Annotated in this window: 23 protein-coding genes; 11 read left to right on the plus strand and 12 right to left on the minus strand. The window is 54.0% G+C overall.

Features of this window, described 5'->3' with window-relative positions; translation table 11 throughout:
* Window positions 1-150 precede the first annotated feature (150 nt).
* Entirely contained in the window at window positions 151-1,821 is a 1,671-nt protein-coding gene (locus tag TMES_RS08435; protein ID WP_085581460.1) for a phosphoethanolamine transferase, read from the plus strand.
* 103 nt (window positions 1,822-1,924) lie between these two features.
* Here the strand turns inward: TMES_RS08435 and TMES_RS08440 are convergent, their stop codons facing one another.
* The 5 genes from TMES_RS08440 to TMES_RS08460 all read right to left on the minus strand — a co-directional run bounded on the left by TMES_RS08440 (window position 1,925) and on the right by TMES_RS08460 (window position 7,996).
* Entirely contained in the window at window positions 1,925-2,344 is a 420-nt protein-coding gene (locus TMES_RS08440; protein WP_085581462.1) for a secondary thiamine-phosphate synthase enzyme YjbQ, read from the minus strand.
* A gap of 16 nt (window positions 2,345-2,360) precedes the next feature.
* Window positions 2,361-3,185, minus strand: coding sequence for a DODA-type extradiol aromatic ring-opening family dioxygenase (locus tag TMES_RS08445; protein ID WP_085581464.1), 825 nt, complete (start codon window positions 3,183-3,185; stop codon window positions 2,361-2,363).
* Window positions 3,186-3,325: 140 nt separating this feature from the next.
* Entirely contained in the window at window positions 3,326-3,550 is a 225-nt protein-coding gene (locus TMES_RS08450; protein WP_085581466.1) for a hypothetical protein, read from the minus strand.
* A 145-nt stretch (window positions 3,551-3,695) separates the two neighbouring features.
* Window positions 3,696-3,908, minus strand: a complete 213-nt coding sequence (locus tag TMES_RS08455) for a DUF3185 family protein (protein WP_085581468.1) — start codon at window positions 3,906-3,908, stop codon at window positions 3,696-3,698.
* Between the two features lie 359 nt (window positions 3,909-4,267).
* On the minus strand, window positions 4,268-7,996 hold the full coding sequence (locus TMES_RS08460) for a vitamin B12-dependent ribonucleotide reductase (RefSeq protein WP_085581470.1): 3,729 nt from the start codon (window positions 7,994-7,996) through the stop codon (window positions 4,268-4,270).
* An 874-nt stretch (window positions 7,997-8,870) separates the two neighbouring features.
* Between TMES_RS08460 and TMES_RS08465 the strand changes: the two genes are divergently transcribed.
* From TMES_RS08465 to TMES_RS08480, 4 genes are all read left to right on the plus strand, one after another.
* A complete protein-coding gene (locus TMES_RS08465; RefSeq protein WP_085581472.1) occupies window positions 8,871-9,233 on the plus strand; it encodes an NADH:ubiquinone oxidoreductase subunit NDUFA12 in 363 nt (120 codons plus the stop codon).
* A 75-nt stretch (window positions 9,234-9,308) separates the two neighbouring features.
* Window positions 9,309-9,806, plus strand: a complete 498-nt coding sequence (gene mlaD / locus TMES_RS08470; RefSeq protein WP_085582049.1) for an outer membrane lipid asymmetry maintenance protein MlaD — start codon at window positions 9,309-9,311, stop codon at window positions 9,804-9,806.
* Between the two features lie 136 nt (window positions 9,807-9,942).
* Entirely contained in the window at window positions 9,943-10,185 is a 243-nt protein-coding gene (locus tag TMES_RS08475; RefSeq protein WP_085581474.1) for a hypothetical protein, read from the plus strand.
* Entirely contained in the window at window positions 10,185-10,637 is a 453-nt protein-coding gene (locus TMES_RS08480; RefSeq protein WP_085581475.1) for a DUF2155 domain-containing protein, read from the plus strand. The genes TMES_RS08475 and TMES_RS08480 overlap by 1 nt, the downstream gene beginning before the upstream one ends.
* A gap of 165 nt (window positions 10,638-10,802) precedes the next feature.
* Here the strand turns inward: TMES_RS08480 and TMES_RS08485 are convergent, their stop codons facing one another.
* Both TMES_RS08485 and TMES_RS08490 read right to left on the minus strand, forming a co-directional pair.
* Window positions 10,803-12,500, minus strand: a complete 1,698-nt coding sequence (locus TMES_RS08485) for a methyl-accepting chemotaxis protein (protein ID WP_085581477.1) — start codon at window positions 12,498-12,500, stop codon at window positions 10,803-10,805.
* 246 nt (window positions 12,501-12,746) lie between these two features.
* Window positions 12,747-13,442 carry an alpha/beta hydrolase gene (locus TMES_RS08490; RefSeq protein ID WP_085581479.1) on the minus strand — a complete coding sequence of 232 codons (696 nt, stop codon included), beginning with the start codon at window positions 13,440-13,442 and terminating at the stop codon, window positions 12,747-12,749.
* 493 nt (window positions 13,443-13,935) lie between these two features.
* Here TMES_RS08490 and TMES_RS08495 point away from each other — a divergent pair, with 493 nt between their 5' ends.
* A complete protein-coding gene (locus TMES_RS08495) occupies window positions 13,936-15,279 on the plus strand; it encodes an MATE family efflux transporter (protein ID WP_085581481.1) in 1,344 nt (447 codons plus the stop codon).
* Between the two features lie 113 nt (window positions 15,280-15,392).
* Here TMES_RS08495 and TMES_RS08500 read toward each other — a convergent pair whose 3' ends face one another.
* Window positions 15,393-15,872, minus strand: a complete 480-nt coding sequence (locus TMES_RS08500; RefSeq protein ID WP_085581483.1) for an Lrp/AsnC family transcriptional regulator — start codon at window positions 15,870-15,872, stop codon at window positions 15,393-15,395.
* A 624-nt stretch (window positions 15,873-16,496) separates the two neighbouring features.
* Here TMES_RS08500 and TMES_RS08510 point away from each other — a divergent pair.
* Window positions 16,497-16,994, plus strand: a complete 498-nt coding sequence (locus TMES_RS08510; protein ID WP_245835264.1) for a GNAT family N-acetyltransferase — start codon at window positions 16,497-16,499, stop codon at window positions 16,992-16,994.
* Between the two features lie 3 nt (window positions 16,995-16,997).
* Window positions 16,998-17,444, plus strand: coding sequence for an Rrf2 family transcriptional regulator (locus TMES_RS08515; RefSeq protein ID WP_085581487.1), 447 nt, complete (start codon window positions 16,998-17,000; stop codon window positions 17,442-17,444).
* Window positions 17,445-17,576: 132 nt separating this feature from the next.
* On the opposite strand, the gene TMES_RS08520 is transcribed toward TMES_RS08515, so the two are convergent.
* On the minus strand, window positions 17,577-19,859 hold the full coding sequence (locus tag TMES_RS08520; RefSeq protein ID WP_085581489.1) for a DEAD/DEAH box helicase: 2,283 nt from the start codon (window positions 19,857-19,859) through the stop codon (window positions 17,577-17,579).
* Between the two features lie 206 nt (window positions 19,860-20,065).
* Between TMES_RS08520 and TMES_RS08525 the strand changes: the two genes are divergently transcribed.
* Window positions 20,066-20,632, plus strand: a complete 567-nt coding sequence (locus TMES_RS08525; protein WP_169718838.1) for a hydrolase — start codon at window positions 20,066-20,068, stop codon at window positions 20,630-20,632.
* Between the two features lie 9 nt (window positions 20,633-20,641).
* Window positions 20,642-21,451 carry an alpha/beta fold hydrolase gene (locus tag TMES_RS08530; protein WP_245835265.1) on the plus strand — a complete coding sequence of 270 codons (810 nt, stop codon included), beginning with the start codon at window positions 20,642-20,644 and terminating at the stop codon, window positions 21,449-21,451.
* 11 nt (window positions 21,452-21,462) lie between these two features.
* On the opposite strand, the gene TMES_RS08535 is transcribed toward TMES_RS08530, so the two are convergent.
* Entirely contained in the window at window positions 21,463-22,074 is a 612-nt protein-coding gene (locus TMES_RS08535; protein ID WP_085581491.1) for a hypothetical protein, read from the minus strand.
* 177 nt (window positions 22,075-22,251) lie between these two features.
* Here TMES_RS08535 and TMES_RS08540 point away from each other — a divergent pair, with 177 nt between their 5' ends.
* Window positions 22,252-22,839 carry a cytochrome b gene (locus TMES_RS08540; RefSeq protein ID WP_085581493.1) on the plus strand — a complete coding sequence of 196 codons (588 nt, stop codon included), beginning with the start codon at window positions 22,252-22,254 and terminating at the stop codon, window positions 22,837-22,839.
* A 10-nt stretch (window positions 22,840-22,849) separates the two neighbouring features.
* Here the strand turns inward: TMES_RS08540 and TMES_RS08545 are convergent, their stop codons facing one another.
* Both TMES_RS08545 and parE read right to left on the minus strand, forming a co-directional pair.
* Complete coding sequence (locus tag TMES_RS08545) at window positions 22,850-23,770, minus strand: glutaminase (RefSeq protein WP_085581495.1); 921 nt, start codon at window positions 23,768-23,770, stop codon at window positions 22,850-22,852.
* A 78-nt stretch (window positions 23,771-23,848) separates the two neighbouring features.
* The gene (gene parE / locus TMES_RS08550) at window positions 23,849-25,831 is read right to left on the minus strand and encodes a DNA topoisomerase IV subunit B (RefSeq protein WP_085581497.1); all 1,983 of its coding nucleotides are present in this window, start codon (window positions 25,829-25,831) and stop codon (window positions 23,849-23,851) included.
* Between the last annotated feature and the right edge of the window lie 217 nt (window positions 25,832-26,048).

Raw genomic sequence — 26,048 nt, forward strand, 5'->3', positions numbered from 1 at the left:
AGGCGGTTGTGATGATTTCATCGGGGCGTTTCAGCTTGCTGTCAGGAAGCCGCGTTAGGGTGCGTCTGCCCCTGATCGTGTAAGACCAATTTCAACACGCATTGCAGGGGTTTGATCCCTTGTTGTGTGATTGTTAGAAAGGTAACGCGATTGAAAACCCCCGTTTTAATCCGCGTTCGGGCGCTGACATTTGTTTTTGTCCTGTCGTTGTATTTTGCTTTTGTTCTTAATTTTGCGCTATTGCGCCATTTTTACGAGATCCTGTCCGCACTTGATAATTTCAGCATCGGTTTTGCCATTTCAATTCCGCTGGTGCTGATCGCGGCGTTAAACTTTGTTTTTATTCCGTTTTCATCGCGCTACACCCTGAAACCGTTTTTTGTGCTGGTGTTGATCACGGGGGCGATGGTCAGTTTTGCGATGGTCAAATACCGCATCGTTTTTGACCGCGCGATGATCCAGAATGTGTTTGAAACCAACAGCCGCGAAGCCGGTTCCTATGTGAATGCCCATTCGATTGCGATGGTGGTTCTGATGGGGGTGGTGCCTGCCATTTTGATCATGTTCGTACAGGTCATTCCGGCGGAACGCTGGTACAAAGGGCTATTGCACCGCGTTGGCGCGATGGTGTGTTTCTTGGTCGTTGTCGCCGGGTTTGTTGGTTTTTATTATCAGGATTATGCCTCGGTCGGGCGCAATAACCGCGAACTGGCCAAGGAAGTGGTGCCGGAAAACTATATCGCCAGCACCATCAAATTTGTCAAACGCCGCTATCTGGCCTCAAAAGTGCCATTTAAAACCATTGGCGATGATGCCCATCAGCTAAGCCGGGCCAGCACGGCCAAACCAAAACTGTTTTTTCTGGTGATTGGTGAAACGGCGCGCGCGGCAAATTATGCTGTAAATGGTTATGACCGCGCGACAAACCCGTTCACCAGCAAGATTGATAATCTGGTTTCGTTTCAAAATGTGCGTTCGTGTGGCACCGCCACGGCCATTTCTGTGCCCTGCATGTTTTCGCCCGACAATCGTGACGGGTTTGATACCGACCGGGCGCGCAACAGCGAAGGTTTGCTTGATGTTGTGCATAAGGCGGGCGTGTCTGTTTTCTGGAAAGAAAATGACGATGGCTGCAAGGGCGTTTGTAATCGTATTCCGCATATGACCCTGAACCCGGCAGATTACCCCGATTTGTGCGAGGGGAATTCCTGCCATGATGAAGCGATGCTGCGCAATATCGACCAGCAAATCGCCGACATGAAGGGCAATGGCGATAAACTGGTGGGGCTGCATCTGATTGGCAGCCACGGGCCGACCTATTTTAAACGTTATCCCGATGCCTTTCGCACCTTTACCCCGGATTGTCCGCGTAGCGATATCGAGAATTGCAGCCACGAAGAACTGGTCAATTCCTATGACAATACCATTCGCTATACCGATTATGTGGTTTCGCAACTGGTGGCAAAACTGGCCAGCTATCAGGACCGTTATGATACGGGGTTGATTTACTTGTCCGATCATGGCGAGTCGCTGGGGGAAATGGGGATTTACCTGCACGGCACGCCCTATCGTTTTGCCCCCGACGAACAAACCCACGTTCCGTTTCAAATGTGGTTGTCAGACGGGTTTGCCCGCGACCAGAAGATCGATATGAAATGTCTGAATAAAATTGGCCAAAACGGCACCTATTCGCAGGACAATATCTTTTCGACGATATTGGGGGCGTTTAACGTGCAAACCGGCCTTTATCACAAAAAACAGGACATTTTTGCCGATTGTCAAAGCGCTGACATGGCAGGCCGCACGACCGTTATACAATAATTTAAATCGCTGGTGACACAGTGCGCACGTTGATTTTCTGTGTTGGTTGCTGTGTCACCTGCTTATATTTTGTGGCGATGGCCTGCCTTTGTGCAACGGCGTTTTATGTGCCGATAACATGAAGGTGAATATGGCGGCGATGCGGGGCATTGCGATGTTCAAACAGGTAAATGCCCTGCCATGTTCCCAAAACAGCCCGCCCGTTTTGCACCGGGATCGATAGCGATACATTGGTCAGAGCGGCACGAATATGGGCTGGCATATCGTCTGGCCCTTCGCAGGTATGGCGATAAAGTCCCGGGTCTTCGGCCACCAGGCGTTTGAAAAACATTTGCAGATCGTGCTGCACATCAGGGTCGGCGTTTTCCTGTATCGTCAGGCTGGCTGATGTATGGGCACAAAACACGGTTAGCAACCCGTTCTGGATGGCGCACTGATCGAGCCAGCTTTCGACCCTGTGGGTAAATTCACTCAGGCCTTGGCCGTGTGTGCGAATTTCAAGTCGGGTTTGATGTTGCTGCAAAACGCCCCTTTCGGTTTCAGGCTGCTTTTTGAGATGTTTCCTGATCGTAAAAGCGCAGGGCCGTCATGGCAAGGTTACCAAATTCAATGCTGTGATGCAGGGTTTTGCAAACATAGTCGTCATCGGCAGCGCCAAGGGCCACGTAAAACGGCATCAAATGATCATCGTGAGGATGAGCCATGCGGGCGTGAGGGGCTTTTGTGCGATATGATAGCAGGTCGGCAATGTCGTGCTGGCTGGCAGCATTAACCATCCATTGGCAAAATTCGTCGGCCCACGGGTCGGTATTGGGGCCGTCGTTAAAGTCCAATGTCCGTAAATTATGGGTCATTGCCCCACTGCCAACCACCAGAACCCCCATATCGCGCAAGCCACGCAATTTTTTGCCAAGTTCAAAATGGTCGGCGGCATTGCCGTTTTCGATCATGGAAAGCTGAAATACCGGAATATCGCCCGTGGGCCGCGCCAAAATCATCGGCATCCATGCCCCGTGGTCCAGGCCACGGGTGGCATCGGTGGCAGCACCTATTTTGGTGGCAATAGCGCGCGCAAGTTCGGGGGCGCCAGCCACATCATAATGGATCTGATACAGGGCATCGGGGAAACCGTAAAAATCGTGAATGGTTTCCGGGCGCTGCGCGGTTGAAATGGTGGGGACGGGGGCTTGCCAATGGGCCGAGATGATCAGGATGGCGGCGGCGCCCTCAAGATGGCCGGGCAATTGGCTGTGCAAAAAATCAAATGCCCGCGTGCTTTGCCGCGCAACCAGCATCGGCGACCCGTGAGAAACAAAGATCGGTGCGAATGTTTGCGGTGCTGTGGTCGGGGAGGGTTGGGGCATTTGGCTCTCTCGCAAAATGAAATCTGTTATAGACATCATTGCGCGGAAAACATGCAACGACCATAGCCGGTTTGGCAACAATCTGTTGCCCAACCGGTCATTTGGGCCATGATGATGGCCCAAAGCAGGTGCAAATAGCGTTAAACGACGCGGCTGTGTTTGGCGCGAAACGCCGCCTGTAATTCAAACGCGGCTTCGACTTCTTCGATATTTTCGCGCTGTTCGGGGCTGGGGCCACCAATATAGGACGCATCAATTTCCAGCGCCTGAATAAGGATTTCGGCGACTTCTGCCTTGCCTTCTTCAACAGCCAGGCGATGGGCAAGAATTATTCTGTCCGACAGTCGCTGTCCAGTCTGGGACATTTCTGGTTTCTCCCGAAGCGAAACACATACCGTTGCACGATTATACCCCTTGTTCGCACAAAGGGTATATCGCGTTATAACACATGGGAGCCGATGTGTGATTTTTCATCGGGAGAAACCGTGTTTTTATTGGAAGCCGGGGGTATTACCGACGGCGGCCGCCAAACAGAAGCATCAATACGCCCGCCACCGCAGCAGCACCGCCGCCAACCAGATACCACATGGTTTCGTCGGTATAGTGACCGAGGAAGGTGTTGGATAATTCTTCAACCGGCTTGTCTGTCGCATTGAAACCAAAAACCAGCAACAATACGCCGACAACCAGCAGAACGGCACCAAGAACACGGCTCATAGCCATCGGGGAAACTCCTGTCTGAGAGACTTTATTATCTTTTTGCTTTTTCCTGCCCCGTGCGGGGTCCAGTGATAAGCGAACCAAGCCATAACGCCGTGAAATTAAAGATGTTCCCCTTAAATATTTGCAGTGAGATCATAAAAGATCAGAGCCTGCAAAAGCGAACCGGCAAAGCATGGCGGGTATTGATGCGAAAACGCAAGGTCTGGTTTTTAAAAGCTGCATAATGATAGCGGGCGGGCATGTTTTGCGGGCGATCAAGATACACGCAGATTATTATATGTAAAAACCCGGCCAGATTGTTCTGGCCGGGTTTTTATCTGGTTTCACAACCGGTTTTTAAACCGGTCAGGCGCGGTTGTTTACGAACAACCAGTGGTGCCGCCGCAAGAGTCGCATTTCAAACAGGTGCCGTTACGCACCAGCGTGAAATTGCCGCATTCCGGGCAGGCATCGCCTTCATAACCTTTCATCCGTGCTTCGCGGACCCGGTCCATTTTGGCATCGGTTTTTGACATCACTTCTTCGCTGACCGTTAGAATGGCGTTGTTTTGCGAAGAGGATGACGCCGTACCGGCCGAAGCGGACGCGGATGCTGTTTCAGCGTGATGATGGCTATGGTCATGATTATGGCTGTGCGCATGATCCGTCCCGGTTGCCTTTAAGGTCACGGTTTCTTCTGTCGGCAGGCCGCCATCGACAACATACAGGTTGCGACGCACAAAGCCGCTGGAAGCAACCTTGCGAATGGTTTCGATTGCCTGGTCTTCGGCCTTGGTCTTCTGACCCAGATTTCCTTCGGCAACGCCCGTGCCAACCGCATCGGGCAGAATGTCGTTGGGTTGAACATGGGCAAGGTCGTTGCGGCCAAGATAGGAAATCGCAAGTTCGCGGAACATGTAATCAAGAATAGACGTTGCCATCTTGATCGCATCGTTGCCCGATACCATTCCCGAGGGTTCAAAGCGGGTGAAGGTGAAGGCTTCAACATATTCTTCCAGCGGCACGCCATATTGCAGGCCAATGGAAACGGCAATGGCGAAATTGTTCATCAAGGAACGGAAAGCAGCGCCTTCCTTGTGCATGTCGATGAAAATTTCACCCAGCTTGCCGTCTTCATATTCGCCAGTGCGCAGGTACACCTTGTGGCCGCCCACGGTGGCTTTCTGGGTGTAGCCCTTGCGACGGGATGGCAGCGAGCTGCGATCACCGCGAATGACACGTTCGATGATTTTTTCGACGATTTTTTCCGACGCCTGGGTTGCCTTGGCAGCCGTGGGCTGGTCGGCGTAATCGTCTTCTTCAACCAGAGCCGAGCTTAGCGGCTGGCTGAGTTTTGAGCCATCTCGATAAAGCGCATTGGCCTTAAGGCACAGTTTCCAGGAATGGATGTAGGCATCCTTGCAATCCTGGATCGAAGCATTGTTCGGCATGTTGATGGTTTTGGAAATCGCACCCGAAATAAACGGCTGGGCCGCGGCCATCATGCGAATGTGACTATCGGCCGACAGGTAACGCTTGCCGGTCCGCCCACAAGGATTGGCGCAATCAAATACCGGCAAATCCTCGTCACGCAAATGCGGCGCGCCTTCAAGGGTCATCGCGCCACAAACATAGGTGTTGGCGGCTTCGATTTCTTTTTTGCTAAAGCCAAGGGCGGCCAGCATATCATAGCTGATATCGCTGATGGCTTTGGCATCAAGGCCCAGCTTCTTGACGCAGTATTCTTCACCAAAGGTGTATTTGTTAAATACAAACTTGATGTCGAATGCGTTTTCAAGCGCGCCTTCAATTTTGGCCAGAGCCTCGTCGTCAAACCCTTTGGCGCGCAGGGCGTCATGGGTGATGGTCGGCGAGCCCTTGAGCGTACCGTAACCCACCGCAAACTTTTCCATGTCGCGGATCTGGTTTTCGGTATAGCCCATTGTTGCCAGCGCAACCGGGACGGTACGGTTGATAATTTTGAAATAACCGCCACCGGCCAGCTTTTTAAACTTCACCAGGGCAAAGTCAGGCTCGATCCCGGTGGTATCGCAATCCATCACCAGGCCGATGGTGCCGGTCGGGGCAATAACGGTGGTTTGGGCGTTGCGATAGCCATGCTTTTCACCCAGTTCCAGGGCCTTGTCCCATGCCGCGCGGGCGGCAATAGGCAATTCGGCATAGGGGCTGTCGGCGGCAATCAGCGGAACCGGGTTAATCGACAGGCCTTCATAGCCTTCCTGTTCGCCGTGGGCGGCGCGGCGATGGTTGCGCATCACACGCAGCATTTCCTTGGAATTGTCGGCATAACCGGCAAAGGCACCCAGTTCGCTCGCCATTTCGGCTGACGTGGCATAGGAAACACCACACATGATCGCGGTCAGGGACGCGCAAATGGCGCGGCCTTCGTCGCTGTCATATGAAATGCCCATGCTCATCAAAAGGCCGCCAATATTGGCATAGCCAAGGCCCAGCGTCCGGTAACGATAAGACAGTTCGGCAATGCGGTCTGACGGGAACTGCGCCATCAAAACCGAAACTTCCAGAACCACGGTCCACAAACGCACGGCATGTTCATAGGCTGCAACATCAATGCCACCATCATCTGAACGGAAGTTCATCAGGTTCATCGATGCCAGGTTACACGCCGTATCATCCAGGAACATGTATTCGGAACACGGGTTGGACGCATTGATGCGGCCAGAATTGGGGCAGGTGTGCCATTCATTAATGGTGGTGTCATACTGGATCCCGGGATCGGCACAGGCCCAGGCGGCTTCGCCTACCTTGTCCCACAAATCGCGTGCGCTGATGGTCTGGGCGATTTTGCCATCGGTACGACGGATCAGGTTCCAGTTGCCATCATCAAGAACGGCCTGCAAAAAGTCGTTCGAAACACGGACCGAGTTATTGGAGTTCTGGCCTGAAACGGTCAGGTAGGCTTCCGAATCCCAGTCGGTGTCGTAGGTTTTAAAGCTGATTTCGCTAAAGCCTTCACGGGCGAACTGAATGATCTTGTTGATGTAAGAATCGGGGATCATGACAGAGCGCGCCGAAAGAATGGCTTCTTTAAGCTGCGGGTTGCTGCGCGGGTTTAACCGTTCGTCCGAATCGGCGGCACCGTCCCAGTTGTTGCACGCGGTCAAAACGGCAGTCAGGTGTTTTTCTGCCAGTTTGGACCCGGCGACAAGGGCCGCAACCTTTTGTTCTTCAACGACTTTCCAGTCGATGTATTTTTCAATATCGGGGTGGTCAATATCAACCACAACCATTTTGGCCGCCCGGCGCGTGGTGCCGCCCGATTTGATCGCACCTGCCGCGCGGTCGCCAATTTTAAGGAAGCTCATCAGGCCTGAAGAACGCCCGCCCCCCGAAAGCGATTCGCCTTCGCCGCGCACGTTGGAAAAGTTCGACCCGGTACCCGAGCCATATTTGAACAGGCGGGCTTCGCGGGTCCACAAATCCATGATGCCGCCTTCATTGACCAGATCGTCGGAAACCGACTGGATGAAGCAGGCATGGGGCTGGGGATGTTCGTAAGAACCGGTCGATTTGGTGAGTTTGCCGGTCAGGTAATCGACATAGGAATGCCCCTGTGCCGGACCATCAATGCCATAGGCCCAATGCAGGCCGGTATTGAACCACTGCGGCGAGTTCGGCGCGCCCATCTGATGGGCAAGCTGATAGCGCATTTCATCGAAAAAGGCGCGGGCATCGGATTCGGCATCAAAATAGCCGCCTTTCCAGCCCCAATAGGCCCATGTGCCAGCCAGACGGTCAAACACCTGGGTTGCGCTAAGTTCGCTGATATAGCGTTCTTCTGCGGGCATTTTCTCCAGCGTGGTTTTGTCGGCCTCATGGCGCCAAAGCCACTGGGGAACGTCTTTTTCTTTAACCGGTTTTAAGGCAACCGGAACACCCGCCTTGCGGAAATACTTCTGGGCAAGAACATCGCTTGCCACCTGCGACCAGCTCGACGGCACGTCAATGTCGTTCATTTCAAAAACGGTCGAGCCATCGGGGTTTTTGATTTTGCAGGATGACTTGCGAAAATCGATGTCGGCATACGGGCTGACATCTTCCTGTGTGAACTGCCTGGTAATCCGCATGATTTGCTCCGTTCCCGGCCAGAATACGGCGCAATGCGGCCAGTATCCGAAAGACCAGTTATTGTTTGCTCAAAACGTCAAGCCGACCCACCGACCTTAAAGAATTGGTCGTGTCCGGGTTGGCCAAATTATTGGTGGAATTCACCCTAGGGCACAAGGCCCGCGGGAGCGTATTATAAGGGGATGGAAAACGCCCCGTCCACCAAACTTTGTGGTTGACATCAAATTAAGCTACTACATGTAGCGTTGTGCCGCGTCGTTGCTATACAGGGATTTTTCGCCGATCTGGTTAACAATAATTGAATCGCTCCCAAGCATTTGGAATGTCGGGGCTTTTTATCGGCGGCACGGTCGGGTTGTGCCGGGACTCGCTATACGATACGCTATATATAGTATGCCGGTGTCCGGAATATCCCTTGCGTCACACAAGCTAACCCTGTTTCGGGGTGAAATCCAGTAATGAAGGTTAACAATGTGTTTCATTCGCCGCAAATCTGACAGATTCTGACAGCTAAGTTCATGTAATTTATGTGAAAAAATCGGCTGTTGGTGATTGTTACAACGACAATTTCCCCTTGATTGCAAAGGGCTTGGCGGCACGGCGAGCTGTGGATAACCCGGGGGACAAAGGGCGCAAACCGCACCATAGCAAAGAGTCGTGCTTTCTCAATTCCTTGTGGGGGATTTTAGGCGGGGTTTTCAGGTGCGTGTCGGGCACCCTGGCAATTTGTCACGGGAGAGCGTGGACTGCCTTGAAACATTGACTTTGATGCCACATCGCGACATATAAGGTGCGTAATTGTCCTCGGTGCGCGCTCGCGCAACCGTCGTCCTGTCTGGCAGGGCAAAAACAATTTGGAGAGAGACCGCAAATATGGCCACCGTCGGGACCCGTATCTTTACTTCGCTGTTTGGCAAGCGCGTTGGCGAAGACCGTTATGGTAATGTTTATTATACCGAAAAAAAGGCTGCTCAGGGCCGCAAAGCCAAACGCTGGGTAATCTATAAAGGTATAGATGAAGGCTCGAAGGTGCCCGCTGAGTGGCATGCATGGCTGCATTATACCCTTGATGCGCCGCTGTCAGAAAAAGCCGAAGACCGTTACGACTGGCAAAAAGAACACCAGCCGAACCTGACAGGCACCAAACATGCCTATCGCCCCAAGGGCCATGATTACCAGGGCGGGCAACGTGCCAAGGCCACGGGTGATTATCAGTCATGGACTCCGGAAGGCTGATTTGCAGCCCCGGCTTTGGATCAGGCCCGTTCTGAACGGGTATTATGCGACATTATTGCAAGGATGGAACAAGGGATGAGCAACAGGCTGGTCGAAACACTGGCAGGCGGCGCAGTTATTTGCGTTGCGGTCGCTTTTGCCGTGTTTTCCTATTCCCGTGCAGGGTTACGCTCGGTCGAGGGCGGGTACGAACTGAGTGCCAGCTTTAATCGGATTGACGGGCTCGCCACGGGCAATGATGTGCGTATTTCGGGTGTTAAGGTCGGCTCGGTCGTTTCGCAGGAACTTGATCCGAAAACCTATATGGCTGTTGTCCATATGAAAATCCGCTCGGATGTGGAACTGCCAACCGACAGTGCGGCCAAAATCGCATCGGACGGGCTTTTGGGCGGCAAGTTTGTGTCGCTTGAACCCGGTGGCGATGTTGACATGCTCGCCCCTGGTGGCGCGGTTGAATATACCCAGGGATCGGTTAATCTTGAAGAACTGATCGGTCAGGTGATTTATTCAAACAAATCATCGGGCGGCGGAAATGGCACCGAGCCAGCACCAACTGCGCCTGCGGGCAATTAAAGCCGCAAAGAACGGGCTAAAATTATGATGGTGAAGGCATTGTCATGATTTGGCCCGGTTTGGTTTGCATCTTTTGACGAAGTACCCGCCACTTTTTGTGGAAAGACCGGTACGCGGATATGGAGCGGAGCAGATAATGAGCAAGTCAGACATTATAACGGACATGCCAACCTGGCATAATCCCGACGGCGCGCCATTGTCCTGCGTTGAAAAAATCAAGGTTTTAAACGAGAATTTTGTCGAACTGCGTGAAATGATGCAGGACGCCCTTGAAGATGCCTTGTTGATGGGATGCGACGAGGAACAGTTTCGCGCCGTAATGCGCGAAGTGGTCGCAGAACTGGAAAATCCCTATCGACCAGCGGAGAAAAAATCCTGATGAAGGCGAAATCCCTGTTGGTGACGGCTGTGATGGCTGGCAGCTTTGTTATGGCCGCACAACCCGCTGCCTATGCGCTGGACTATCGCAAGGCCCAGGTCGCAGAACTGCAAGGGCTTGATAAAATTACCGCCCGAATTTCCACCTTCAAGGTACCCGTCGGCCAAAGTGTTACCTTTGGGTCGCTGACGATTACGGTGGATGCCTGTTATCGGACGCCGCCAGAAGAAAGACCGGAAAGTGCCGGTTTTTTGAAAATTATGGACCATCGGTCCGAAGATAAAACCGATGTCGAGGTTTTTGATGGCTGGATGTTTGCCTCCACGCCCGGTTTGTCGGCGCTTGAACACCCGGTTTATGATGTCTGGATCAAGGAATGTCTGGAACCCGGCGACGAAGACGTAACACCGTCCGATGCGCCATCGCCCGCACAACCACAAGATAACGGATAACTTAGGCGGGCCGTTGTTTGCCACCAGAAGTTAACGTTGCCGAGATTGGAAAACCACCGGATTTGCCGGTGGTTTTTTTGTTGGTATGCGTGGTTTAACCGGGTTTTTGGGGCCGTGCCACAGCGGCCCGCTATGATGGTTGGGTTTGCGGGCAAGGGGCCGTGGTCAGGCTGCCTTGGTGTGAAGGTCTTGCAGGAAAACATCAATCGCCTGTTCAAGCGACGTTGCCTGACCGACAAGGGTTTCGGCGTTTTCCACCAGCGTCGCGGTTTCATCCGATACCTTGGCGGCATTGTCATTAACGGTGTCGATGCGATCGGACACTTCCTGTGTGCCAATGGCAGCCTGCTGGACATTGCGTGAAATTTCGCCGATGGCGGCATGTTGTTGCTCGACCGCAGCTGAAATGGCGGTAGAACTTTCGGCAACGCGCGCGATGGTGTCCGAGATACGGCGAATGGCATCAACCGCATCGCCGGTTTCGTTTTGCACGGCCAGAATTTGCTGGTTAATTTCGTCGGTGGCACGCGCTGTTTGATTGGCAAGGTTTTTAACCTCGGCGGCAACCACGGCAAACCCTTTGCCGGCATCGCCCGCACGGGCGGCCTCGATGGTGGCATTAAGCGCAAGAAGGTTGGTTTGGGCAGCAATGGCACCAATGAGCTGGGCCACATCGCCAATGCGCTGGGCTGCGCCGGACAGACCGGCGATGGTGGTGTTGGTCCGCGCGGCTTCGCTATTTGCCGTGGCCGATATTTTTGCCGAATTTGCCACCTGATGGGCAATTTCATCCGACGAGGTGCTTAATTCCTCTGCGGCGGCCGAAACGGTTTGCACATTTGCCGTGGTCTGGGTGGTGGCAGAGGCAACAGCGGTTGAAAATTCGCAATTCGTTCGCGCGGCAATCTGCATTTCGCTGATGGCTGTTTTCATATTGGCAATCGAACGGGTGATGTTTTGAATAAGTCCTTTGACCCGTTCATCAAGGGTACTGGCCATGGCGCGAATATCGGATTTGCGCTGATTTTCAGATTGTTGTTCAATATCGCGTTGCCGGGCTTCCAGTTTAAGGTTTTCAACCGCGTGCTGTCGAAAGGTGACCACCGTTGCGGCCATGATGCCAACTTCATCGCGGCGATCCTGTCCTTCGATGTCATCATCAAGTTTGCCCGCCGATATTTGTGCCATGCGGCTGGATAATTTGCCAAGCGCGCCAACAATGTCGCGCCCGATAAGATACCCGGTTGCAAGAAGCACGATTAAAATGACGCCGCCCAGCGCAATGACAATTTTGGCATTTTCCCAAAAGGCATGGTCAACATCGTCAATGTAAATGCCGGTGCCGATCACATCGCCCCATGGCAAGGTGCGGGCAAAGGACAGTTTATCGAAGCTGATATTTTTGGGCTGCCCCGGTTTGGGCCAATGATAGGTAAAAAAGCTGCCGTTTGGTGCCGCGGCAGCCGCAATCAGGTTACGAACAACAAACGTGCCGTTGATATCTTGCAGGCCAGACAGGTCCTTGCCAACGGTGGCCGGGCTTGCACCGTTGACCCGGGTAATACCGGCGGGCGAATAGGCAAAGAAATATCCGGTTCCAGCGTCATAGGTGCTTTTGGCGACGACATTGTAAAACAGGGTAATGGCATCGGCGCGGGAAAATTCACCGGCATCGGCGCGGTTTAAAAACCCGTTTGCCATCGTCACCAGAATTTCTGTGCCGGATTTGATCTTGTCTTCGCGATCAGACAGCAATTCCCGCTTCAAGGTGGTAAGCTGGATTGTCGCAAAAATGATCAACGCAACCAAAGCGATGATCGACATCAGCGCAATTTTTGTGCCGATCCGGATGTTTCCCAGCATTCTGTACCCCGTTTTCCTGTAAGCATATGATTTTATGGTCGTTCACAGGGCGCAGCATAAGCACAGTTCAGGTGGGTTAGCTATACCTTAAGCTATGCAATAGGATAGTTTATTACAATATTTTAATGTTTCGATTTATTCTTGTTATAAAAACAGATCAAGCTATCTGAGAATGCATAATAAAAGCCCGCCATGTGCGGGGCGGGCTTTTGTGAAGCGGTAGGCTCAGATCCGGGCGGGCAGGGATCAGGAAAGGTGCTTTTTGAGGAAATCGGCAGCGATTGTAAGGCCTTCACCGTCGATTCCATGGGGCAGGCCCGGCCGTTCATGCAAGGTTACATCAAAGCCGTTTTCCTTTAGCGCGGTTAGCGCCATGCGCGATGCCTGGATTGGCACTACCGGGTCGGCACTGCCATGGATCAATGTGACCGGCGGGCGAGAGACAATTTCGCCAGCCAGGGTATCATTGCCCAAAAGAGCGCCGGAAAACCCGACAATGCCTGCCAGTTTGTCGCCATGGCGGGGGCCAAGTTGCAGCGCCATCATTGTGCCTTGGGAAAAACCGACCAGGGCAAGGTTGGCCGCTGTTAGCTGATGGGCCGCCAGAACCTCGCCAATGAAACCCGCTAGGGATGCGGTGTTTTCGCGTGCCCCTTCGGCCAGCGCCTTTAAGGCAGCGGGCATGGTGTCGGCATCGCGGCGTAAAAATTCCGGGTCATAGGACGCCAGACTGAACCATTGCCGCCCAAAGGGCGACATTTCGCACGGATGCGGGGCATTTGGCGCATAAAACACCGTGTCAGGCAGAAACTTTGCAAGTTCGGGGGCAAGGCCGATCAGGTCGTTACCATCCGCGCCATAACCGTGCAGCAAAATAACAATGCTTTTGGTGTTGCCAGAGGCTGCCGGAAAGGTTGGGCCCTCAAGGGTGATATTTGACATATATGTTGTTCCAAAGCGAGGTCAGACGGGTTTGCACCCTGCCGCAACTCGGACGACAGGGCAAGGTTTTGTCCTGCGGCGGGGCGACAATGCCGCAATTGTGGATAAAATTGTGGATAAATTGTTCCACGAATAACCGCCAGTTTTTAAAATTTCTATGCTGTCGTTTGTAATACCCGTCAAATACAGACTTTTTATCGAAACACCCTGTGGTGGAAAATGAAAACATAAAAAGTTCTGTTTGTGGGTAATTTGCAAGTGGTCTGTGATTCATATGGATCTAAAACCGCCGGACAGGATATTGCATACAAACGACAATCGCCGGAAAATTCGTGAATTTATGGCGTTTTCTAACGGGATTGACCGCCGGTTTGCCAATCATATCTCGCCAAGGTGCCGGGCGCGCGATATGAAAAACGATGCCGGTAGAAACTGTTCGTCGTTTGATGCAGTAAACCGCTGATGATCTGTTTTTATTTGTTATGAGGCCACCATGTTAAAATCGCGCCGCTGGCCGGGTAAAGGGGACCGGCGTGTTTTGGCCCTTACGGTGCCGATTATTTTGTCAAATGCGACGGTGCCGTTGCTGGGCGCTGTTGACACCGCCGTGGTCGGCCATCTTGACAGCCCGCATTATATTGGTGCGGTTGCCATCGGGGCGCTGATTTTCAGTTATGTGTTCTGGAGCTTTGGCTTCCTGCGCATGGCGACCACCGGTTTGGCCGCCCAGGCGGCCGGCAGGCGAGATGCCAGCGAAGTGCGCGCAGTGTTTGCCCGGGGCGCGCTGATTGCGATTGTGGCGGGTTTGCTGGTGATGGTGCTGCAATGGCCCATTGTCGAGCTTGCGATGCGCCTGATTGCACCCTCTGCCGATGTTGAAGCCGCTGCGCGCGATTATTTCCATGTTCGGATCTGGGCATCCCCCGCGACCCTGATGCAATATTGCATGCTGGGCTGGTTGCTGGCGATGCGCGACAGCCGGGCAGTGTTTATTTTTCAGGTTGTCTTGAACTCGCTGAATGTCTTTCTTGATATTTTGTTTGTGCAAGGCTTTGGCTGGGATGTGCGCGGGGTGGCCGGGGCGACTGTGATTGCCGATTATTCCGGTGTGGTGCTGGGCTGGATTTTGATGCAGCCCCATTTGGCACGGCTGGGCGGGCGCTGGCGCGATGTCGCCCTTTTTGACCGTGACCGGATTTTGCGCCTGATGAAGGTCAATGGCGACATTTTTGTTCGGACCCTGGCGCTGACATCGGCCTTTGCCCTGTTCACCACGTTTAGTGCCCGCTTTGGCGAGGTCACGCTGGCGGCCAATGCAGTTTTGCAAAATTTTCTGATGTTCGGGTCTTTTGCCCTTGATGGTTTTGCCCATGCCGCCGAAACCCTGGTCGGGCAGGCCTATGGGGCGGAACGGCGCAAACAGTTTTTATGGGCCGTGCGCAAAACCACCATCTGGGCGGTAATTTCGGCCTGCACGATGGCGCTGGTTTTTGCCGTTCTGGGCGTGCCAATCATTGATGGCCTGACCAGTATTACAGAGGTCCGCGAGGCCGCTTATCAATATTTGCCGTGGGCGGTATTGTTGCCGGTCACCGGGGTTTTAGGCTTTCAGTTTGACGGGGTATTTTTGGGTGCTATGCAAACCCGCCACTGGCGCAACATGATGTTATGTTCGGTGGCATTGTTTGCTGTTTTTGCCTGGGGGGCGGTCGCCCTGCAAAGCAATCATGCCTTATGGGCGGCGTTTAACCTGTTTTTCCTGCTGCGCGGGTTAACGCTGGTGGGGTTGTTCCCCACCATTATTCCGCGCGATGCCGCAGGCTTTGGCAAAGGATGAGCGGTAGACCAAATCTGCGATTTATACGGCTTACGACGGGCAGTGGTGCCGTTTCACTGGTGCTAAACCGGGTGTGACCGATAATCGTGCAGGGTTTTGGCGGTTTGGGAAAATCAGTCGGTTTCGGGGACGGGCAGGCGGGTGCTGTTTTTGACTTCGTGCAGGGTGAAGCTGGATTTGATATTGGCCACACCGGGCAGTTTCATCATAACTTCAGACAGGAACCGTTGATAGGCAGCCGGGTCCTGCACCACGATCCGCATCATATAATCCTGATTGCCGACCATCGCATAACAATCGACAATTTCGGGATGTTGCTGCACTGCGGTTTCAAACCGGCGTAACGACGGTTCGTCATGCTGGGTAAGTGACACGGTCACAAAAACATTCACGCCAAGATGCAAATGCGACGGGTTTAGCAAGGCGACATATTTACGAATGACGCCGCTTTCTTCTAGCTTGCGCAACCGGCGCAGACAGGGCGACACCGAAAGCCCGACCTTGTCGGCCAGCTCGACCATCGAGATGCGGCCATCTTCCTGAATTTCACGAAGAATATTGCGGTCAATTGCGTCAAAACCGTTGCGCGCCATAGCGTGCCCCACTCCTCTGGACGGAAAAACTGAACGATAGTCACATGCGGGCTGCGCAAAATTTTTGCCCGAAAGGCGATTTTTACGCAGCAATCTCTTTGGCGCGATAAGCCATGACTTGGCCGTTCTGTCAATCGTTGCGTGGCATATCGGTGTGATTTGGGTGTTAATAACGCCGCTGGCCCGGCGGTGTTGATGCGAGCATGGTGCGCGGGTGGCGCGACGGTGTTGTATCAGGACGCACCTTGGTATCGGGGCAAACAATACAATTGCATAACGGAGTCTTTATCGCCCGGGGCGGGGATATGTGCTTTTATTGGCTGTGTCGTATTTATGGGTTGCTGCAGGGCAGCATGAAGGTTATTGCAAAACAGTGACAGCGGTGATCGATACGACAGCATAAATATATGTGCGTTTTTAATGCCGCCGCTGCCTTGCCGCCGATATTGCACCAGCGTTTGGCGCATGGGGAGGGCGGAACTTATCATTGCTGCTTGCCATCCTGACAGTGTAGTATAATCGTACTAAATTACGTATTTGGGATGGGCGACATCTCCTGCTCAGTCGCTTGCTAAGGGGCGCGGGAACCAGTTGGTTGCCAGCGGGACAGGAAAGGCAAATTTGGTGGACGCAGCACAAGACAGACCGGGATATAACCTGGTTTTCATCGACGATCATAAAATCAATATTCGACCCGCCGTAAAAGGCGACCTGCCACCGGTGGTTGACCTCGACGAGCGCACCACAGGCCTGCGCAAGCCAGACTATTGGGATGATTTATTTGTGCGCTATGGCAATCGCAAGGACAGCCGCTTTTTCCTGATTGCCGAAGAAGGCGACACGTTGCTGGGCTGTATTTTTGGTGAAGTGCGCGAGTGGGAATTTAACTCGGTGCCGTGTGGCTGGGTTGGCACGGTGAGCGTCGAGCCGGATTTGCGCATGGGTGGTGTTGGCACGATTTTATATCGCGAAATTTGCAAATGTTTCCGTCATGCCGGGGTGCAAAAAGTGCGCACGATGATTCCGCGCGATGCAACCGACCTGATGTCGTTCTTCCGCGCCCAGGGCATGATGGCGGGGCCCTTTATCCAGCTTGAAACCGATATGGAAGAGGAGGGCTAAGCCATGATGTCTCTGCAAAAAGCGACATTGTTTGCCCTGTATGCGGTTTTGGAACTGGCAGAGGATACCCAGCGCCAGCTTTCGGCCTCGGAAATTGCCGAACGGTATAATATTTCCACCAACCATCTGGCAAAGGTGCTGCGCGATCTGGGCCGGGCCGGGCTGGTGGAATCGGTCCGGGGGGCGGGGGGCGGTTACCGTTTTTGCGGTAATGCCAAACGCACAACCTTGCTAGACGTGGTTGAGTTGTTTGAAGAAGTCGGTGCTGGACCATCGAACGGGATTGTGCAGGAAACCAATGCCGGCGTGGCTTTGGGGCAGGTCATGGACGAGATCGAGGCCATTACCTATGCAACGCTGCAATCAATTTCGGTTGAGACAATGTTGAAATTGATGCGCAAACGTCGCCCCGAACGCAAATTGCCAACCGGGCTGTTTCGCGCCGTGTGATATTGGCGACAATCTGCTGATGAAAAAAGCCGCCCGGCACATTTCCGGGCGGCTTTTTTGTATCGTCATTCCGGTCAGGCGGACCAGGAACGAAAAAACGGGGAAATTATCCCCGTTTTTATATGGTGGCGATCAACCAGCGTTTTCCGGACTGGATTGATCGGTGCTGGCCGCGCCATCGCTGGCGTTTGCACTGTCGGTGCTGGCAGCGGGTTTTTTCCGCGGTTTGCGCGGCGCACGCGGCTTGGCGGCCTTTTTAGGGGCAGCTTTTACCGTGTCACCATTATTATCACTTGCTCCAGGCTCGCCGTCCGCTGCGGCTGCCGTTTTGGCAGCGGCTTTGGGTTTGGCGGCAGCACGCGCGCGCGGTTTGCGCGGCGCACGGGTTGCTTTGGCTTTTGCCGGTGCAACGGTTGCGTTATCGCCGTCAGTTGCCGTGTCGGCGGCTTTTGCCGGTTCTGCACTTGCCGATGTTTCCGGTGCTGCTGATGATGCCGCGCCAGCCGTGTTTTCGGCAGCGGGTGCCGGGGCAACTGCAGCCGGTTCAGCCGGGGTTGCGGGTGTTGGTGCCGGTGCTGCTTCGGTTGCCGGTGTTACGCCAGCCGTTGCAGGGGCCGGCGCATTTTCAAACCTTGCAGTTTGTTCAGCATTGGCCGGTTTTGCAGCATTTTCCGTGTCAGATGCCTTGTTGGCATCATTGTTGCGGGCCGGTTTGCGGTTGTTACGCGACGAACCGGTTTTGCGAGGGGATGCCTTACGGGCGGTTTTCTTTTCTACCGGTTTGATTTCTTCGTCGTCTTGGTCACTTTTTGCCGGTTTGCGCAGCGACGATAACGGGACTGCCGTTAGCAAAAATGCCGGAACGTGATCGCCCATGCCGATGACCGGCTTGTCATCATGATCATCGCGGTCGCGACGGTTATGATTTTTACGGTCCCGTTGCGGGCGGTTCTGATGGCGGTCTTCGCGCGGGTCGCGCACATGGCGTGCCGGTGCAGGTGAAGACGGCGCTGCCGCCTGCGATGGTGCCGGGCTGGCCGCCGGGGCGGCAACGGGTGCGGGGGCTGCTGGTGCCGCCGCCGGGCGTTCTGCCGGTTTGGCGGCGTCGCGTGGTGCTGCCGGTGCAGTGTTTTTCTGCTCCTGCGGGCCGGGGCGGCGGGATGAATTGCGACGGTTATTGTTACCGTCGTCGCCATTACGGCCACTGTCGCCATTGCGACCGCGTTCACCGCGTTCACCACCTTTGCTGCGCTTGTTACGGCGTTTCTTGCCGCTAAAGTCCAGTTCCAGAATTTCAATGCCCTCAACCGACGTAATCGGAATCGTCATGTTGATGGTTTTGTTAATCGCTTCAACCAGTTTGCCGTCTTCCGGAGTGGCAAGGGTAAAGGCCTTGCCCGCGCGTCCCGCACGCCCGGTACGACCGGTGCGGTGAACGTAATCTTCGGCGTTGAACGGCACGTCAAAGTTAAACACATGCGACACATCGGCAACGTCAATGCCACGTGCGGCAACGTCGGAACAAATCAGCACGGCGATGGCGCCGGTTTTAAATTTGTCGAGCGTTTCCGTCCGTTCGCTTTGCACCAGATCACCATGCATGCGACCGGCATTAAAGCCGTGTTTGGTCAGCGATTTAAACAGGATATCGACGTCTTTTTTGCGATTGCAGAACACAAAGGCATTTTTGACATCTTCGTTTCTGATCAAACGGCGAAGGGCTTCGCGTTTGTCCATTTCGTCAACAACAACCAGTTTATGTTCAACCGTTGTCGCCATGCTTGACGGCGCAGAAACGGTGATTTCTTTCGGGTTGCTCAGGAATTTGTCGGCAAGACGCCGAATTTCCTTGGGCATGGTTGCCGAGAAAAACAGCGTCTGGCGCTGCTTGGGCAACATGTTGACGATTTTTTCAATGTCAGGGATGAAACCCATATCGAGCATGCGGTCGGCTTCGTCGATGACCAGCAATTTGCAGTCAGACAGCAGCAGTTTGCCGCGCTCGAAGGTATCAATCAGACGGCCAGGCGTTGCGATGATAACATCGGCACCTTTTTCCAAAATCTTTTGCTGTTCAACAAACGATTCTCCGCCAATCACCAGCGCTTTCGACAGCGGCACATACTTGCCGTAGGTGTCGAAATTCTGTGCCACCTGGGTGGCCAGTTCGCGCGTTGGTTCAAGGATGATGGAGCGCGGCATCCGCATGCGCGCACGGCCATGATGAAGAATATCAAGCATCGGCAGAACAAAGCTGGCCGTTTTGCCCGTCCCGGTTTGCGCGCAGCCAAGGATGTCGCGTGCCATCATAACAGAAGGAATAGCCTGGCGCTGGATGGGGGTCGGAGTGTCATAGCCGGCGTCTGCGACGGCTTTGAGGATATCTTCGCTCAGACCGAGATCGGCGAAAGTCATATGATTCGGGTTCCCGCAACAAATGCGTTAAAGATTGATTTACTTAAAGACAAATCTGCTTGGGTGGTAAAGCCAAGCCCGCTCCAAGTCAAGAAAAACGCCTTCAAAAAGGTGGTTGCAGCGCATTTTTAACCCGCCACATGCTTGTTTGGCGGTCCTTGCCAGCGTATCGTAGCTCAAATGTGCTGCCAATCAGGAGACTGACGATGTTAATGGATGTCACCCGTTCCGTTCTGGTTATTGTCGATGTTCAGGAAAAACTCTATCCCGCCTGCCTCGACCCGGTTGAAACGGTTGATGCCTGCTGCTTCCTGTTAAAATGCGCCAATTGCCTGTCGGTACCAGCAATTGTGACGGAACAATATCCCAAAGGGCTGGGCCGTACCAGCAAACCGATTCTCGATTTGCTGAAAAATGCAAAAGATATTGCGCATGGCGGCAATGTGGTCAGCAAAACCAGTTTTTCCTGCGTTGCCGCCGATGGTTTCATCGACAAGCTCGAAGAAATTCCCGGGCGGGACCAGGTAGTGGTGGCGGGTATGGAAACCCATGTCTGCGTGTTGCAAACCGTGCTGGACCTGATTGATCGTGGCCGCGAGGTTTTTGTGGTGGCCGATGCCGTTACCTCGCGCAAGCAGGATGACCGCATTTTCGGGCTGGAGCGCATGCGCGATGGCGGGGCCGTGATTGTCACCCGTGAAAGCGTGATGTTTGAATGGTTGCGGGTTGCAGGAACGTCGGAGTTCAAAGAACTTAGCGCCCTGATCCGTTAAGGTTGGCCGGTGAGCGACGTGTCCTCCGACCCCTGTTGTGCGCCATCGGTTGTGCGTGGCGACGCGCTACAAGCGCCCGATTTCGCCCAATCTTGCAAATCCGAAACCGTTTGCGATGTCGCCTTTTTACCGGGCATGCTGGCCGATGCGCGGTTGTGGGGCGAGACCCTGCCGTTTCTTGGCAACCGGAATGCGGGCGGGATGGTTCAGCCGTATTTTATGGATGTGTCGGCCGGGGACTCGATAGGCCATATGGCAGATCAGGTTCTGGCGCAGATGCCTGGGCGGTTTGCCCTTGTCGGCATGTCGATGGGCGGATATGTGGCGTTTGAAATTTTACGACGCTGCCCCGGGCGCGTTTCGCACCTGATGCTGGTTAATACCCGCGCCGGCGCCGATGATGCGGCCACCCGGCGCCGGCGGTTGTTGCTGGCGCGACTGGCGGCACAGCAACCTGTTTTTCGCGGTTTTAATGACGCCATTCTTGATCAGGCCCTGCATCCTGATAACCGCCACCAGCCGCGCCTGTTGGCGTTGCTAGACGATATGGCGCAAAATTTGGGGCGAGATGTTTTTCGCCGTCAGCAAATTGCCGTGGCAAACCGCCCGGATTTTACCGCTTTACTGTCGAATATTACCATTCCTTGCCACGTTATGTGGGGGGACGGCGATAACATGATACCGGCACCGGTTCAGCACCAAATGGCGCAGGGCATTTCCGGTGCGCAATTTAGCCAGATTGCCGGTGCCGGGCACTATGTGCCACTGGAGGCACCGGCTGCTTTTGCAAGCGGATTATTGGCGCTGCTGGCGCGTTAAGGCATGTGTGGTTAGCATCCGGGTGACAAGCGCGAGCAATGATCATCATTGCGATCAGGCTGGCTGATCGGAAACAGGTAATGGATGACGGTCGGCGCCAGATCGGCAAGTTTTTTACGGTCGATCGGGGTTTCAATATTGGCGCGCAATTCCGAAATCACACTATCGCCCGAACAAAACGCAAATCGTACCGGCGTTTGCGCCTGACTCAGCGTTACGGCGGCATTTTGCGGGTCGGTACACATTGCATCGCGCGACGTGTTCTGGGTCGGGTTTACCACAACGACCATGCGGTGCTTGGGCCGCAAGGCGGGATGGTCGGGCGTTGCGTTGGTGCTGTCCAGCCGGGTTTGGGCCTCTTGCGGGGTGATAAAGCTGAGCTGCGGGGCAAAACCGTGATGGGAAAACATTTTGGCCCAACTGGCGTCATCAATGCCTGTTTGCCCGTCGTGAACTTCCATCACCATGATGTTGGAAGGGGCGGCATAGCTTTTAAAACCGGCGACATCGGTGGTGTCATAAAACGGGGCTTCGATATTACTGGCACCGCACGCGGCAAGCAGCGGGGCGGCAATGCCCAGTAAAACCAGCAAAAGTGCTTTGGGGTGGCGCTTGGCGAACATGGAAGGCGGGCTCCTTATGGGACTTCCCGGGGATGAATTTTGTGCCAATACAGGGATTTGAGCGCGCTTCTGGGATGCGTCAAACCCCGGGGACAAATTGATACAATTCGGGGATCAGGGGGTTACAGGTGGGATGTACGATTGTGATCCGTAAAACATAGTCCCAAGGATCGCAAAATGTCAGTGTCTTTGCAAAATTTGTCTGCGTCCGCATCAGATCAACCCGACACCGCGATGTCTGGCCGCCCGCACTGGCTGGTGCCCGCCTTGCACTGGGCGATGGCGGCATTGATTATTGCTGTTTTCATCGTTGGCAAGGTAATGGAAGATTTGCCCCGCGATCAACGGTTGCCTGTCATGGGCTGGCATATCCTGATCGGCCTGTCGGTTCTGGTGCTGTTTTTACCGCGTATGATTGCGGTGTTTGTTAATGCGCGCCAAAAGCGGGCACAACCGCCTGAAAATGCCATAAAAACCAATCTGGCGGCCCGCATCATGCAGGGTGTGTTGTATTTTCTGATGCTGGCCATCCCGCTTGCCGGGTTAACGGCCATGACCACCATTGGCCATAATTTTCCGGTGTTGGGGCTGTTTTCATTGCCAAATTTCGCTGACAATCATGAATTGCACGAATTGGCGGAAAATATTCATGGCACCATGGCCACGGTCTTGATCATTCTGGCCGGGCTGCATGCCCTGGCGGCCCTGTGGCATCATTTTGTGGTCAAAGACGATGTTTTGCGCCGCTATTTGCCGGGCCGGTAGTCCGTTTGTTTTAGAAAACCGAGCGGCCAATGGCATCGGTCAGCATTTCGAGTGCGGCGATTCCGGGGGCGGAATTGCCGCTGCCATCAAGGCGCGGTGACCAGACACAGACCGAAAATTCGCCGGGAATAACCCCGATAATGGCCCCGCCAACCCCGCTTTTGGCGGGAATGCCCACCGAAAATGCAAAATCGCCGACCCCGTCATACATGCCACATGTAAGCATCAAGGCGTTAATCCGGCGGGCTTCGGAAGCGGACAATATTTGGGTGCCGTCAATGCCAACACCCTGATTGGCCAAAAACAACGTGGCCCGGGCCAGTTCGCGGGCCGTCATGGCGATGGCACATTGCTTGAAATAGGCACGCACCACCGATTCGACCGGGTTATCAAGCTTGCCAAAACTTTTCATCAAATAGGCAATGGCACGGTTGCGGTTGCCGTGCTGGTCTTCGGACAGATAAACGTCGTTATCGGTGCGAATTTCGGGGTTTGTGCATAAACGGCCCAGAAATTCGGCAACGGAACGGTCAGGGTTGGCAAAGCGCGACGAAATCATATCGCACACCCGGATGGCTCCGGCATTGATAAACGGGTTCCGCGGAATGCCTTCTTCCTGTTCAAGCAGGATCAGCGAATTAAACGCCGATCCGCTGGGTTCGCGGCGCACCGCCTGCCAAAGGTCATCGCCGCAGCTTCGCAAAGCCAGCACCAGGGCAAAAACCTTCGATACACTTTGGATCGAAAAGGCAATGTCGGCATCGCCAATGGCAAATTCGGCCCCGCTGACATGGCGGATCACGAGGGCGAAGCGGTCACTTGGAACGGCGGCAAGGGCGGGGATATAATCCGCGTTACGGGCGTTCGGGAAATCGCGTTGTTTTATGCGCGTCGCAATATCAGCCAAAATCGATGCATAATCGGCACGCATAACGCAAACCCCCGAATTAAACGGACAAAAAACCCGGCACAAAAAGGCCGGGTTTGATGAAAGTGATATGGCGCAGGATTAAACGTCGATATCCTCGACAAAACGCGCATGTTCCTGAATGAACTGAAACCGCAATTCCGGTTTTTTACCCATCAGGCGTCCCACCAGATCCTTGGTTTGCGCCCGGCCATCGGGCTCGGCGGCGTCGGGCAGGGTAACGCGCAGCAAGGTACGGTTTTTAGGCGACATGGTCGTCTCGCGCAGCTGCTGCGACGGCATTTCACCCAAACCTTTAAAACGCGAGATTTCAACCTTGGCAGGGTTTTTAAACTCGGTATTGAGCAAGGTTTCTTTTTCGGCATCATCCATCGCATAGATGCTTTTGCCGCCCTGTGTCAGGCGGTAAAGCGGCGGCAGGGCCAAAAACAGATTGCCGTTGTCAATCAATCCCTGCATTTCCTGATAGAAAAATGTCATCAGCAGGGATGCAATATGCGCACCGTCAACGTCAGCATCGGTCATGATGATGACACGTTCATAACGCAGGTCTTTTAACTGGAAATCGGCCCCGGCACCGCAGCCAAAGGCTTCGATCATGTCCTTGATTTCCTGATTGGCCATCATTTTTTCGCGGGTTGCCGATGCCACGTTCAGGATTTTGCCGCGCAGGGGCAACACAGCCTGTGTTTCACGGTCGCGCGCCTGTTTGGCCGAGCCACCAGCCGAATCCCCTTCGACCAGGAAAATTTCGGTGCCCGCCGCGATCGAACGCGAACAGTCGGTTAACTTGCCGGGCAAACGCAAACGCCGGGTTGCTGACTGGCGTTTGGTTTCTTTCTTTTCCTTGCGGCGCTGGCGTTCTTCGGCGCGCATGATAATGCGTTCAAGCAGGTGCTTGGCATTTTCGGTGTCCCCGGTCAGCCAATGATCGAAATGGTCGCGAACGGCCGTTTCAACCAGTTTGGTCGCATTCTGGGTGCCCAGCTTTTCTTTGGTCTGGCCCTGAAATTGCGGGTCGGGAATAAACAGCGACAGCATGAAACAGCCGCCACCAAAAACGTCTTCGGCGGTAATTGCTGCGGCCTTTTTTATCCCGACCATATCGCCATAAGATTTAAGCGCCTTGGTCAGGGCATAACGAAAGCCGGCTTCGTGCGTGCCGCCCAGCGGGGTGGGCACGGTGTTGCAATAGGAATGAAAATAACCTTCGCCGCCGTCCGGCCAACCCACAGCCCATTCAACGCGCCCGGCACTTTCGGAAAATTTCGCTTCGCCGGCAAACGGGCGTTCGGTCACCATATCGCGACCTTTAAGCGTCATTTCCAGATAGTCGAGAATGCCGTTGGGAAATTTCAGAACTTCTTTTTGCGGGGTCGGATCGTCGCTAGTGATCAGGGACGGATCACAGGACCAGCGAATTTCAACGCCCTTGTATAAATATGCCTTCGACCGCGCCATGCGAAACACGGTGCCCGGTTTTAATTTGGCCCGTGCGCCGAAAATTTCGGGGTCGGGGCGGAAAATAACCGTGGTGCCGCGCCGGTTGCTGACCGATCCGCCATCCTGAAGCGGCCCTAATGGCGTGCCCTTGGAATATTCCTGAAACACCAGTTTGCGGTCACGCGCCACTTCAACCCGAAACTTGTCGGTGAGCGCATTCACCACCGACATGCCAACCCCGTGCAAACCGCCCGATGTTTCATAGGCATTGCCCGAAAACTTGCCGCCCGAATGCAGGGTGGTCAAGATGACTTCAAGCGCCGATTTATCGGGAAATTTCGGGTGCGGGTCGGTTGGAATGCCACGGCCGTTATCGCGGACCAGAACCGTATTGTCGGTCTGAAGTTCCAGTTCAATCCAGTCAGCATGGCCGGCAACCGCTTCGTCCATCGAGTTATCAAGGATTTCAGCCACCAGATGGTGGAGTGCGGTATCGTCGGTGCCCCCAATATACATACCGGGGCGACGGCGGACTGGTTCCAGTCCTTCGAGTACCTCGATATCCTTGGCTGAATACGCGTTTGTGGTGCTTTGGTTTGAATCTTCGAAAAGGTCGGTCATGTTCCCCGGAACGCAACTGGTTGTTTTAAGGGTATAATTTTCAGGTAAGCCCCATATTCATCTTGTTGTCCATAACACATTTTCGTTATAGGCAACTCGGTGCTGGTGCGGCTCGCCGATAAACGAGTACCATAAGAATTAAATCCCGGCCCATAAAAATGTTTTTCGTTTTGCAATGCAACCGGGTTAGATGAAAAAAAATACAGGACAGCGCCGG

Origin of the sequence: Thalassospira mesophila (assembly GCF_002115755.1) — a bacterium.
GTDB lineage: Bacteria > Pseudomonadota > Alphaproteobacteria > Rhodospirillales > Thalassospiraceae > Thalassospira > Thalassospira mesophila.